The organism is Pseudomonas sp. B34(2017) (assembly GCF_002112915.1).
Classification (GTDB): Bacteria; Pseudomonadota; Gammaproteobacteria; order Pseudomonadales; family Pseudomonadaceae; genus Aquipseudomonas; species Aquipseudomonas pharyngis.
Genome location: NZ_NEJA01000003.1, coordinates 1 through 12,941 on the forward strand (window position 1 = coordinate 1; position 12,941 = coordinate 12,941).

Here is a 12,941-nt window from a genome sequence, read left to right on the forward strand (position 1 = left end):
CACGAATTGCTTGATTCAGTTGTTAAAGAGCGGTTGGTTAAGATCTTTCGTCTCAACCGAGGCGCGCATTCTACAGCAGCCTCATTTGCTGTCAAGTGATTATTTTCAGAAGTTTTCGAAGATTTCTTCAACAACTTCAACCACTTGCGCTTCCGATCTCTCGTTAGCGGGAGGCGAATTCTACAGCGTTACACGCTGCTGTCAACACCTCTTTTTCTCCGCTTTCGACCGAGAAGATCGAACCGTTGAAAGCACCAGAAAACCGGCATTTCCAACTCCTTCCAGGCTTCAATGAACTGAAGCAACCCACATTCGAAACCTGCTTAACTCATTGAATTTCAAGGAGTTTTCCGTTTCGGCTGCGCCGGAAGTGGGGCGAATTATAGAGACTCAGAATCTGCCGTCAACACTTAATTTCGCTTTTCTTTCAATAACTTGCCGATAGGCCAAAAAGCACTCAAGTCCTTCTATATAGAAGAAGGATTCAGCACCCTTTCTATATAGAGAGAACTCTCAGAGCACTCCATCCTCCTTCATCGCAGCCACTGCACCCGCCCCCAAGCCCAGCACGCGCTGTAAAACCTCCAGCGTATGCTCGCCCAGCAAAGGAGGCGCACGGCGATACTCGACAGGAGTCCGCGACAACCGAATCGGGCTGGCCACCTGCGGCACCATCCCCGCCAGCGCGTGAGGCAGCTCGATCGCCAACCCGCGCGATTTCACCTGCGGATCCTCGAACACCTGTGACAGATCATTGATCGGCCCACATGGCACGCCCGCCTGCTCCAGCTGACTCACCCACTCTGCGGTGGTCTTGAAAACGGTCGCCTGGCGGATCAGCGGAATCAGGACGGCCCGATTCGCCACTCGCAGCTTATTAGTCGCGAAACGCGGATCATCCGCCCACTGCGGCTGCCCCGCCACTTCGGCGAACTTGCGGAACTGCCCGTCATTACCCACCGTGAGAATGAAGTCGCCGTCAGCCGTAGGAAAATCCTGGTACGGCACAATATTCGGATGCGCATTCCCCAGCCGCTTTGGCGCAGTGCCCGTCGTCAGGTAGTTCATCGCCTGGTTGGCCAGGCACGCCACCTGCACATCCAGCAAAGCCATATCGATATGCTGCCCACCACCATCGTGATCACGGTGGGCCAGCGCCGCCAGAATCGCCACGGTCGAATACAGCCCCGTCAGGATATCCGTGAGCGCCACACCCACCTTCACCGGCCCCGCACCCTCATCACCTTCGGGCCGCCCGGTCAGGCTCATCAGACCGCCGAGCCCCTGGATCATGAAGTCATAACCCGCACGCTTCGCATACGGTCCGGTTTGACCGAAACCGGTGATCGAGCAATAGATCAGATCCGGATTGATTGCCTTCAGCGACTCGTAATCCAGGCCATAAGCCGCCAGCCCCCCCACCTTGAAGTTTTCGATAAGGATGTCGGACTTGGCTGCCAACTCCCTTACCAGCTTCTGACCCTCGGGACGCGTGAAGTCGATCGTCACCGATTGCTTGTTGCGATTGGCCGACAGGTAATAAGCCGCCTCGCTGGTGTTCTCGCCGTAAGCGTCTTTCAGGAAGGGCGGCCCCCAGGCGCGAGTGTCGTCACCATTGCCCGGGCGCTCGACCTTGATCACTTCCGCCCCAAGGTCGGCAAGAATTTGCCCGGCCCATGGGCCGGCCAGCACTCGCGATAAATCCAGTACCCGTAGATGCGACAGCGCGCCCATGGTCGCTCTCCTATTAATAGAACGCCTGCAGGCCGGTCTGCGCACGACCGAGGATCAGCGCGTGAACGTCGTGAGTACCTTCATAGGTATTCACCACTTCTAGGTTGACCAGGTGACGGGCCACACCGAACTCATCAGAGATCCCGTTGCCGCCCAACATGTCACGCGCCATACGAGCGATCTCGAGAGACTTGCCGCAAGAGTTGCGCTTCATGATGGAAGTGATTTCAACCGCAGCAGTGCCCTCATCCTTCATGCGGCCCAGACGCAGACAGCCTTGCAGCGCCAGGGTGATCTCGGTCTGCATGTCAGCCAGCTTCTTCTGGATCAACTGAGTAGCGGCCAGCGGACGGCCGAACTGTTGACGATCCAGGGTGTACTGGCGAGCGGTGTGCCAGCAGAACTCGGCCGCGCCCAGCGCACCCCAGGAAATGCCATAACGTGCAGAGTTGAGGCAGGTGAACGGACCTTTCAGACCACGCACGTCCGGAAAGATGTTCTCTTCCGGCACGAACACGTTATCCATGACGATTTCGCCGGTGATCGAAGCCCGCAGGCCGACCTTGCCGTGAATCGCCGGGGCGCTCAGGCCTTTCCAGCCCTTCTCCAGTACGAAGCCACGGATGTCGCCGGCATCATCTTTGGCCCAGACCACAAACACATCGGCGATCGGGCTGTTGGTGATCCACATCTTGGCGCCGGTCAGGCTGTAGCCGCCATCGACCTTGCGTGCACGCGTAATCATCGCGCCCGGGTCGGAGCCGTGGTTCGGTTCGGTCAGACCGAAGCAGCCGATCCACTCGCCGGAAGCCAGTTTCGGCAGGTACTTCTGTTTCTGTGCTTCGGTACCGAATTCGTTGATCGGCACCATCACCAGCGAAGACTGCACGCTCATCATCGAACGGTAGCCAGAGTCGACACGCTCGACTTCACGGGCAATCAGGCCATAGCTGACGTAGTTGAGGCCGCTGCCACCGTACTGCTCGGGAATGGTTGCGCCCAACAGGCCGACTTCGCCCATTTCACGGAAGATCGCCGGATCGGTCTTCTCATGGCGGAAGGCTTCCAGAACGCGTGGCGCGAGGCTCTGCTGGGCGAATTGCTCGGCAGTGTCGCGGATCATGCGTTCTTCTTCAGTCAGCTGTTGATCCAGCAGCAGTGGATCGATCCAGTTGAAGCTAGCTTTACCGCCCATGAGTGAGTCCTCGCAAATCGGGTGAATTAACGTGGCATTGATCCTAGGCCCGCTTCGCCATCCCGGCAAACGAGGATTTCGCATCCTGTTGTGCTAATTTCTCACTCCGAAACGTCGCGAAATGCCGATTAAGCGATGTATTAGTGAGGTTGACGTACATGCGCCGCAAGATACCCAGCACCACCGCCCTGATCAGCTTCGAAGCCGCCGCCCGTCACGAGAGCTTTACCAAGGCCGCCGAAGAACTTTCCCTCACCCAGGGCGCCATTTGCCGACAGATCGCCAGCCTGGAAGACTTCCTCAGCGTCGAACTCTTCCGACGCTCGCGTCGCGGGGTGAAACTGACAGAAGCGGGCCTTTCCTACAGCCGCCGGGTTGCCACTCAACTCGACGCCGTTGAACGCGACACCCTGTCGGTGATGGGCCAGCAAGGTACCAACGTGATCGAACTCGCCGTGGTGCCCACCTTCGGCACGCAATGGTTGTTGCCAAGGCTGAAGGACTTCCAGCTCAAGCACCCGGAAGTGACGGTCAACCTGACGAATCGCACGCGCCCATTCCTGTTTGCCGACACTGACTTCGATGCCGCCATCTACTTTGGCGATGCCGACTGGTCCGGTACCGAATCCCACAGGTTGATGGGCGAGAATCCGATGCCGGTATGCAGTCCCGCCCTGCTCGGCAACAAGACGCATCTGACACCCGATAAAATCGCCGATCTGCCGCTGCTCCAGCAAACCACCCGCCCCTACGCCTGGCGACAGTGGTTCAACTCGCAACACCTGAACATCCCCCGCGACATGACAGGTCCGCGCTACGAGCTATTCTCCATGCTGGCCCAGGCTGCCATGCACGACATGGGCATCGCGCTGATCCCACCGTTCCTGATTCAGCGCGAACTGGCCGAGAAACGCCTGGTGATTGCCAACCCAAACGCGCTCTCCAGCATCAAGGCGTATTACCTGATGATTCCGGAGCGAAAGGTCGAATCGGCGTCACTCAAGGCTTTTCGCGATTGGCTGGTGAACCAGGCACACAGCTACAACCTAGAAGGATAAAGGGCCTCAGCGATTACTAACCCCGTAGTCAGGAAAACCAAAGCCCTACAGATATAACTATTTGTCGCAAATAGACAGACTGTATCCGAAAGTCGTACAGACGTCCCACAAGCGCCTGACGACGTGGCTTTGCGCCCTCATTCGCGACTCATTGCGACCTATTCACGTCACCGATGAGAAAATTCTTCAAATTCATCCAGACTCCTTGAAAGGCACGGCCTGCAAGGGATTCAACTGGCCATCTGCGACATTCGGTCACGGGATGACTTGTAGTTAATTTTCCGTCACCCGTCATAATCCCTTGAAGGGCATAAACTTCGCCTGCAAAATGCCGCGCCCCGCCCTGATTTGGCGGGATCGTGCTGATCGGCCGCCCCAGTCGCACCATCCGTAGTGCATGGGTTTACTCAATAAGATCACGCAGGAGATTTGACGTGCACATTGGTGTTCCTCTCGAAACCCAGACCGGTGAAACACGGGTTGCTGCAACCCCGGAAACCATTAAAAAGCTGATCAGCCAAGGTCATAAGGTCACTGTGCAAACCGGCGCCGGCGTTAAAGCCAGCGTTGTCGACAGTGCCTATGAAGCGGCAGGCGCAACCATTGGCAGTGCCAATGACGCGTTTGGCGCCGAGCTGATTCTCAAAGTGGTCGCGCCAAGCGATGCCGAACTGACGCTGATCAAGCGCGGAACGGTGCTGGTGGGCATGCTCAACCCGTTCAACAACGACACCATCGCGAAGATGGCCGAGTGCGGGATTACCGCGTTCGCCCTGGAAGCGGCGCCACGCACCTCCCGGGCCCAGAGCCTCGACGTGCTGTCGTCCCAGGCGAACATTGCCGGCTATAAGGCGGTGCTGCTGGCCGCCCACTACTATCCGCGCTTCATGCCGATGCTGATGACCGCTGCGGGCACCGTGAAAGCGGCGCGCGTGCTGATTCTGGGTGCTGGTGTGGCCGGGTTGCAGGCGATTGCCACGGCGAAACGTCTGGGTGCCGTCATCGAAGCGTCCGACGTACGTCCGGCCGTGAAGGAACAGATCGAATCCCTCGGCGCCAAGTTCGTCGACGTGCCTTACGAGACCGATGAAGAACGCGAATGCGCGGTCGGCGTCGGTGGTTACGCACGCCCGATGCCGGCGAGCTGGATGCAGCGTCAGGCCCAGGCCGTGCACGAGCGCGCCAGGCAGGCTGACATCGTCATCACCACCGCACTGATTCCGGGCCGCAAGGCACCAACGCTGTTGAGCGCGGACACCGTGGCGCAGATGAAACCCGGCTCGGTGGTCATCGACCTCGCGGCAGCACAGGGTGGCAACTGCCCGCTGACCGTGGCCGATCAGGTCGTGATCGAGAACGGCGTGACCATCGTCGGCCCGACCAACCTCGCCGGTGAAGTCGCCGCAGACGCCTCGGCGCTGTACGCACGCAACCTGCTGGACTTCCTGAAGCTGGTCTTTACCAAAGAAGGCCAGTTCGAAGTGAACCTCGAAGACGACATCGTCGCCGCGTGCCTGATGTGCCGCGACGGCCAAGTCATCCGCAAAAACGCCTAAGCAGGGATTCAGACGATGGAAGAGCTTATCTCCCCCGGTATCTACAACCTGATCATCTTCGTGCTGGCGATTTATGTCGGTTATCACGTGGTATGGAACGTTACACCCGCGCTGCACACGCCTTTGATGGCGGTGACCAACGCCATTTCGGCGATCGTGATCGTCGGCGCCATGCTCGCCGCCGCACTGACCGTCACCCCTCTGGGCAAGACCATGGGCACCCTCGCCGTGGCACTGGCCGCGGTCAACGTATTCGGTGGCTTCCTGGTGACCCGCCGCATGCTTGAGATGTTCAAGAAGAAAGCCCCGAAAGCAAAAGAAGAGGCGCCTAAGTAATGAGCATGAACCTCGTCACGACGCTCTACCTGATCGCGTCGATCTGCTTCATCCAGGCCCTCAAGGGCCTGTCGCACCCGACCACGTCGCGCCGCGGCAACCTGTTCGGCATGCTCGGCATGGCACTGGCAATCATCACCACGGTCGGCCTCATCTATAAGCTGGGCGCCGAGCTGGCGACTGCTGGCATCGGTTACGTGATCGTCGGCCTGCTGATCGGCGGCACCGCCGGTTCGATCATGGCCAAACGCGTTGAAATGACCAAGATGCCGGAACTGGTTGCGTTCATGCACAGCATGATCGGTCTGGCAGCGGTGTTCATCGCCATTGCTGCCGTGGTCGAGCCGCAGTCGCTGGGCATCGTCAAGCAACTGGGCGACTCGATCCCGGCGGGTAACCGTCTGGAGCTGTTCCTTGGCGCAGCCATCGGTGCAATCACCTTCTCCGGTTCGGTGATCGCCTTCGGCAAGCTGTCTGGCAAGTACAAGTTCCGGCTGTTCCAGGGCGCACCGGTACAGTTCAGCGGCCAGCACAAGCTGAACGCGGTACTGGGCCTGGCGACTCTGATCCTCGGCGTCACTTTCATGCTGACCGGCAACCTCGCCGCGTTCGCACTGATGCTGGCCCTGGCGTTCGTCATGGGCGTGCTGATCATCATCCCGATCGGCGGCGCCGACATGCCGGTGGTGGTGTCGATGCTCAACAGCTATTCCGGCTGGGCGGCGGCGGGTATCGGCTTCTCGCTGAACAACTCGATGCTGATCATTGCCGGCTCGCTGGTGGGTTCGAGTGGTGCGATCCTCTCGTACATCATGTGCAAGGCGATGAACCGTTCCTTCTTTAATGTACTGCTCGGCGGTTTTGGCAATACAGCAGACGCCGGTCCTGCCGGTGAGAAGGAAGCCCGTCCGGTGAAATCCGGTTCGGCTGACGACGCGACGTTCCTGCTGACCAACGCCGACACCGTGATCATCGTTCCGGGTTACGGCCTGGCGGTGGCCCGCGCGCAGCACGCCTTGAAAGAGCTGACCGAGAAGCTGACCCACCATGGCGTGACCGTGAAGTACGCGATCCACCCGGTGGCCGGCCGGATGCCTGGGCACATGAACGTACTGCTGGCCGAGGCCGAAGTGCCGTACGACCAGGTGTTCGAGATGGAAGACATCAACTCCGAGTTCGGTCAGGCCGATGTGGTTCTGGTGCTGGGCGCCAACGACGTGGTGAACCCGGCCGCCAAGAACGATCCGAAATCGCCGATTGCCGGCATGCCGATCCTCGAAGCGTTCAAGGCCAAGACCATCATCGTCAACAAGCGCTCGATGGCCAGCGGCTATGCCGGTCTGGACAACGAACTGTTCTACCTGGACAAGACCATGATGGTGTTCGGCGACGCGAAAAAAGTCATCGAAGACATGGTCAAAGCGGTCGAGTAACCCTCGCCGGCAACACCGAACGCCCCGACTTGTCGGGGCGTTTTTGTTTGCGCAAAACGTCGGACAATTTGCCGCGTTGTTGCAGATCCGGTAACGGTGTTTTACTTGAAACCCGCTAAATAGACGCCTCGTTTGCGACCTTGGTAGCGGGACAGGCGCTCGCGAAATTCACTAGACTGCGCATCCTGCTACTCGCTGCCCGAGAAAATAATCCATGTACCGTGACCGTATTCGCCTGCCTTCGTTGTTGGATAAAGTGATGAGCGCCGCCGACGCCGCTGCGCTGATTGAGGACGGCATGACCGTCGGCATGAGCGGCTTCACCCGCGCCGGCGAAGCCAAGGCCGTGCCCCATGCGCTGGCCGAGCGAGCCAAGGTCACGCCGCTGAAGATCAGCCTGATGACCGGCGCCAGTCTGGGCAATGACCTCGACAAGCAACTGACCGAGGCTGGCGTGCTGTCCCGGCGCATGCCGTTCCAGGTCGACAGCACCTTGCGCAAGGCAATCAACGCCGGCGAAGTGATGTTCATCGACCAGCACCTGTCGGAAACCGTCGAGCAACTGCGCAACCAGCAGCTGAAGCTGCCGGACATCGCCGTCATCGAAGCCGTGGCCATCACCGAACAGGGCCACATCGTGCCGACCACTTCGGTGGGCAACTCGGCGAGCTTCGCGATCTTCGCCAAACACGTGATCGTCGAGATCAACCTGGCGCACAACGCCAACCTCGAAGGTCTGCACGACATCTATATTCCGACCTACCGCCCGACCCGCACGCCGATCCCGCTGGTAAAGGTCGACGACCGCATCGGCAGCACCGCGATCCCGATCCCGCCGGAGAAGATTGTCGCCATCGTCATCACCCAGCAGTCGGACTCGCCGTCCACCGTGTCGTCGCCGGATGTCGATACCAAAGCCATCGCCGATCACCTGATCACCTTCTTCAAACAGGAAGTCGATGCCGGACGCATGACCAACAAGCTCGGTCCGTTGCAGGCAGGGATCGGCAACATCGCCAACGCAGTGATGTGCGGGCTGATCGACTCGCCGTTCGAAGACCTGACCATGTACTCCGAAGTGCTGCAGGACTCAACCTTCGACCTGATTGATGCGGGCAAGCTGAGCTTCGCCTCGGGCAGCTCGATCACTCTGTCGGAGCGGCGCAACAGCGACGTGTTCGGCAATCTGGAGAAGTACAAGGACAAGCTGGTATTGCGTCCGCAGGAAATCTCCAACCACCCGGAGGTGGTGCGGCGCCTGGGCATCATCGGCATCAACACCGCCCTTGAGTTCGACATCTATGGCAACGTCAACTCCACCCACGTCTGCGGCACGCGGATGATGAACGGCATTGGCGGCTCGGGCGACTTCGCGCGCAACGCACACCTGGCGGTGTTCGTGACCAAGTCGATCGCCAAGGGCGGCGCGATTTCCAGCGTGGTGCCAATGGTCAGCCACGTCGACCATACCGAGCATGACGTCGACATCCTGGTGACCGAAGTGGGCCTGGCCGACCTGCGCGGCCTGGCGCCACGGGAACGCGCCCGGGTCATCATCGATAACTGTGTGCACCCGGATTTCCGCCAGGCGCTGAACGACTACTTCGACAAAGCCTGCGCGATCGGCGGCCACACCCCGCACATTCTGCGTGACGCCCTGAGCTGGCATATCAATCTGGAAGAAACCGGACGCATGCTGGCGGTGTAATCCGCACAGATTTTCCGCTGGCGCAAACACAGTTTCGCCAGCGGGATCTTGAAATCACTTCAATCGCCAAAAACTGTACTGCTGTACCGGTCTTTTCCTACGGCTTTTACCTACTCGAATCATCGAATTGGATAAAAATGCACCAAATAAGAGCAGACAAGTACAGTTTGCGCAATTTTGACCCGTACACCCCCTATAAACAGTTAACTGGTCACTCACATTACAGGTGAACTGTATCTAGAGAGTCTGGCCAAACGAGAGGATCATGGGCACCAGTTAAACCACTACCTAATCCCGCCACAAGCGGAAGGATGTCAACCATGGAACGTACACTCAGTTCCGAACTGTTCTTCGAAGACAAAGCTGTAAACACCCAGGCTTCCCTGCCTCTGCGCGTAATCGCCAATCTGATGCTGTGGCAGCGCCGCATCTCCAGCCGCCACCAACTGGCTCGCCTGGATTCGCGTCTGCTGGCCGATGCCGGTATCAGCGAAGCACAACGCTACGAAGAGCTGAGCAAGCCGTTCTGGCGCTAAGCAGCGTCGCTGGCTCTGGTCGCTAGACCCACCGCCAGCAACCCGAATTGAATAAACAAGACCCGTCGCGGGAAACCGCGACGGGTCTTGTCGTTTGCGGGCCAGAAAAACCGAGTATCCACTCTTGATCATCGAACAGGTACAGTTCTCGTAACTTAAGAAAAGACAGGTACAGTTACGATAAATCGGTTCAGGCCAGCATCCTGACCACTGTGCGAAGTTGCAACGGAAGCCTAAGCTCCATTCAGAACGTGGCGAATGCTGTGCAACTGGCGTCTGACCTTCAGACACCGAGCCACCTCTCAATACGGTTTATCCACAGGAGTTCTCCCATGTCCCGTCTTCGTCTGCTCAGCGCCGCCGCTCTGCTGGCCGTAGCTGCCAACGCCAGCGCCACCAGCTTCATCGTTACCACCGACGCCGTTGTTGGCGCGCTCAAGTCTTCTTCAGATGCCACCTCCGACGTTACTTCGTCCTTCCGTGACGACAAGATCGTGCTCGCTGCCCGTGACGACGCTGCCAGCTTCGTAGCCAGCGAAGGTGAAATCCGTGGCGTGAAACTGGAGAGCGCACTGGATCACATCCGTCATCAGGCTCCGCAACTGAACGCGACCGACGCACAGCTGGCCCAGGCCATTCTGACGATCTAAGCGACAGGGGCATCGCGGGACACGCCGGTCGTGTCCCGATGTTTCGGCGCTGGCTCTAGTCGGGGCATTGCGCTAGCCTTGGGACTCGCCAACAGTTGCCGAGTCCCATGCGTTTTCTTTCAAATCTGCTTATCCCTTCTTTACTGCTCACCGCCTGCTGGATTCCTCTGGCAGACGCCTTCGATGTGTCCACACAGAACACCGTCGTCAGCGTCTGGGCCACGGGCATGGTTTCTTCCGCACCGTTCGACCGTAAACTGATCATCGCCGCGCACGACGATGCCGCAGCGTTCGTTGCCAGTGACGGCCAGATGCGCGGCGCACAGCTCGAATCTGCGCTGCATTACCTGCGCAAGAGCCGGCCAAAACTTCATGTCAGTGACCTTGAACTGGCACAGGCAATTCTCGTCCAATAGTCATCCCTGTCCTTTCGGAGTCGTTCCATGCGTAGCCCGCTGATTGCTGCCGCCCTTGGCCTGCTGTTGTTGGCCGATATGGCCCAGGCACACACCCTGGTAGCCACCAGTAACATCATCGTCCGCGCCTCCCAGCGCACCATCGATTTCACCTCCGACACCACTACGTCGATTCGCGATTCGAAAATCATCCGCGAAGCCCATGACGACGCTGCCAGTTTCGTGGCCAGCGACGGTGATATCCGTGGTGCAAACCTGGAAGCGGCCTTCAAAACCTTGCGCACCCGCGTGCCGGAAGCCCGCGACGCCAGTGATCAGGTACTCGCCGAAGCCATCCTCGCACTGTGAGGTCACTCGGCGCCTGGCTGCTGGCCGGGGCGTTGTTGCTGCTTGGCAACAGCGCCCACGCCGGCCTGCAATTGCGGCTCAAGACCGATGGTTTGAGCCCCGCCCAACAACAGGCCAGCCAGGCGCTGCTCGATGAGGCCATGCAGGCATTGCCGCCGAGCTTCATCGAACGCCTGGACCGGCGCATCGATGTCGGCTGGACCGACGACATGCCTGGCAACGCCTACGGTCAGGCAACGCTCGTCTCCGAGCTGGACCTGAACCGCAAACTGCTCGCCGGACTAACCGATGGCAGCGCGGCCAAAGAAAAAACCAATCGCCCCCATGGCACCGTTCGCCGAGAACTGCTGGCCACGGTGCTGCACGAAATCACCCACATTTACGATCGCGCGCGCTTGTGGCCGGCGGCCGAACGCACGCTGATCCAGCGCTGCACCCGGCGCAACAACAGCGCCGGGCTGATCGGCATTCCCGATGAGTGCCGCGGCCAGAACGGTCGGCGCTTCACCCTCAGCGATGATCCACGCCTGCTCGATCTCGCCGGCTGGCAGCAATACGTCGGGCGTCGGGGTGAGCGGGAACAGCACAACCGGCAGATCGCTCGCAGCCCCGACCTCTACGAAATCTCCAGCCCGAAGGAGTTTGTCGCGGTCAACATGGAGTATTTCCTCCTCGACCCGAGCTACGCCTGCCGTCGCCCGGCGCTGTATCGCTATTACCAGGAACACTTCGGCTGGGCACCGCCAGCAAAGGATGAATGCGCCAAAACCTTCGCCTTCCTCAACGCCGGCAACGACTTTGCCAAACAGCCCCTGGGCCAGGTCGATCCGGAACGTGTGTACGCGGTGGATTACCTGCTGGCAGAAGCCAACCAGAACTGGGTCAGCCGTTGGGGCCACAGCATGCTGCGTCTGGTGATCTGCGCACCTGGCCGGCCACGCGGGCCGGACTGCCGGCTGGATCTGGATCAGCATCTGGTGTTGTCGTACCGCGCCTTCGTCGGGGACGTGCAGCTGTCGAGCTGGGACGGTCTTGTCGGCAAGTACCCGTCGCGCCTGTTCGTACTGCCGCTGGCGCAGGTGATCGACGAGTACACCAAGACCGAACTGCGCAGCCTGGCGTCGGTGCCGCTGAATCTCTCGCGCAGCGAAATCGAGGGCGTGGTCGAACACGCCGCCGAAATGCACTGGAGCTACGACGGCAATTACTTCTTCCTCTCCAACAACTGTGCGGTGGAAGGCCTGAAACTGCTGCGCAGCGGCAGCAACAACGCCCGACTCACCGGCCTCGACAGCATCATGCCCAACGGCTTGCTGGAAGTGCTGAAAGGGCGAGGCCTGGCCGACACCAGCGTGCTCGATGATCCGAAAGAAGCGCTGCGCCTGGGTTATCGCTTTGACTCGTTCCGTGACCGTTATCAGGCGATGTTCGATGTGTTGAAGAAGCAATTGCCGATCAAGCAGACAACCGTTGAAGAATGGCTTTCGCTGTCCGCCGAAGAGCGTCGGCCCTGGTTCGAACGGGCCGACCTGCGCACCAGTGCCGCGCTGCTATTGCTGGAACAGGCCAGTTTCCGCCGCCAACTGTTGCTGGCTCAGGATGAGGTCAAGCAACGTTACCTCGGCGCCCGGGAGCTGGAAAACGGTGGCATGGACAAGGCCAACGCGACGTTGCAGCAGATTCTCGCCAACAGCGGCTTCCTCAGCCGGCCGGCAGAATTGCTCGACTCCCGAGGTTATGGCCTGCCGCAACCAAGCGAATTCAGCCGACTGGAAGCAGAAAGCAGCCAGCGCCAGAAACAATTGCTGGCCCTGACCGGCGATCTCGATAAGGAAGTGCGCGCGCTGCTGGAGCCCAAACGAGCAGCCGAGATTGCGGCCAGCGAGGCCAACGTAAAGCAGATCGGCGAACATCTGCGCAAACTGCACAAAGCCTCGGGCGGATTGGAGTTGCCCTGAACAACAGCCCTGA

General features: G+C 59.6%; 12 protein-coding genes. 10 read left to right on the top strand and 2 right to left on the bottom strand.

Features of this window, described 5'->3' with window-relative positions; genetic code table 11:
- Positions 1 to 513 precede the first annotated feature (513 nt).
- The gene (locus tag CAF80_RS09585; RefSeq protein ID WP_085647208.1) at positions 514 to 1,734 is read right to left on the bottom strand and encodes a CaiB/BaiF CoA-transferase family protein; all 1,221 of its coding nucleotides are present in this window, start codon (positions 1,732 to 1,734) and stop codon (positions 514 to 516) included.
- A 13-nt stretch (positions 1,735 to 1,747) separates the two neighbouring features.
- On the bottom strand, positions 1,748 to 2,929 hold the full coding sequence (locus CAF80_RS09590) for an acyl-CoA dehydrogenase (RefSeq protein WP_011331834.1): 1,182 nt from the start codon (positions 2,927 to 2,929) through the stop codon (positions 1,748 to 1,750).
- A 158-nt stretch (positions 2,930 to 3,087) separates the two neighbouring features.
- Here CAF80_RS09590 and CAF80_RS09595 point away from each other — a divergent pair, with 158 nt between their 5' ends.
- From CAF80_RS09595 to CAF80_RS09640, 10 genes are all read left to right on the top strand, one after another.
- On the top strand, positions 3,088 to 3,987 hold the full coding sequence (locus tag CAF80_RS09595) for a LysR family transcriptional regulator (protein ID WP_074689734.1): 900 nt from the start codon (positions 3,088 to 3,090) through the stop codon (positions 3,985 to 3,987).
- A gap of 434 nt (positions 3,988 to 4,421) precedes the next feature.
- Positions 4,422 to 5,543: a Re/Si-specific NAD(P)(+) transhydrogenase subunit alpha gene (locus CAF80_RS09600; protein ID WP_039764785.1), complete on the top strand. Its 1,122-nt coding sequence runs from the start codon at positions 4,422 to 4,424 to the stop codon at positions 5,541 to 5,543.
- A 15-nt stretch (positions 5,544 to 5,558) separates the two neighbouring features.
- Entirely contained in the window at positions 5,559 to 5,879 is a 321-nt protein-coding gene (locus CAF80_RS09605; protein ID WP_003220416.1) for an NAD(P) transhydrogenase subunit alpha, read from the top strand.
- Positions 5,879 to 7,312 carry an NAD(P)(+) transhydrogenase (Re/Si-specific) subunit beta gene (locus CAF80_RS09610; RefSeq protein ID WP_085613551.1) on the top strand — a complete coding sequence of 478 codons (1,434 nt, stop codon included), beginning with the start codon at positions 5,879 to 5,881 and terminating at the stop codon, positions 7,310 to 7,312. Before CAF80_RS09605 ends, CAF80_RS09610 begins: the two co-directional genes overlap by 1 nt.
- A 214-nt stretch (positions 7,313 to 7,526) precedes the next feature.
- Positions 7,527 to 9,020, top strand: a complete 1,494-nt coding sequence (locus CAF80_RS09615; protein ID WP_085667264.1) for an acetyl-CoA hydrolase/transferase family protein — start codon at positions 7,527 to 7,529, stop codon at positions 9,018 to 9,020.
- A 320-nt stretch (positions 9,021 to 9,340) separates the two neighbouring features.
- Positions 9,341 to 9,556, top strand: a complete 216-nt coding sequence (locus CAF80_RS09620) for a DUF1127 domain-containing protein (protein ID WP_007911656.1) — start codon at positions 9,341 to 9,343, stop codon at positions 9,554 to 9,556.
- Positions 9,557 to 9,888: 332 nt separating this feature from the next.
- Positions 9,889 to 10,206 carry a DUF2388 domain-containing protein gene (locus CAF80_RS09625; protein ID WP_007953908.1) on the top strand — a complete coding sequence of 106 codons (318 nt, stop codon included), beginning with the start codon at positions 9,889 to 9,891 and terminating at the stop codon, positions 10,204 to 10,206.
- 107 nt (positions 10,207 to 10,313) lie between these two features.
- Positions 10,314 to 10,622 (top strand): DUF2388 domain-containing protein, encoded by a 309-nt coding sequence (locus tag CAF80_RS09630; protein ID WP_064592548.1) that lies wholly within the window; start codon positions 10,314 to 10,316, stop codon positions 10,620 to 10,622.
- 27 nt (positions 10,623 to 10,649) lie between these two features.
- On the top strand, positions 10,650 to 10,970 hold the full coding sequence (locus CAF80_RS09635) for a DUF2388 domain-containing protein (protein WP_039764795.1): 321 nt from the start codon (positions 10,650 to 10,652) through the stop codon (positions 10,968 to 10,970).
- Complete coding sequence (locus CAF80_RS09640; protein ID WP_039764797.1) at positions 10,967 to 12,928, top strand: DUF4105 domain-containing protein; 1,962 nt, start codon at positions 10,967 to 10,969, stop codon at positions 12,926 to 12,928. Before CAF80_RS09635 ends, CAF80_RS09640 begins: the two co-directional genes overlap by 4 nt.
- Positions 12,929 to 12,941: the final 13 nt, after the last annotated feature.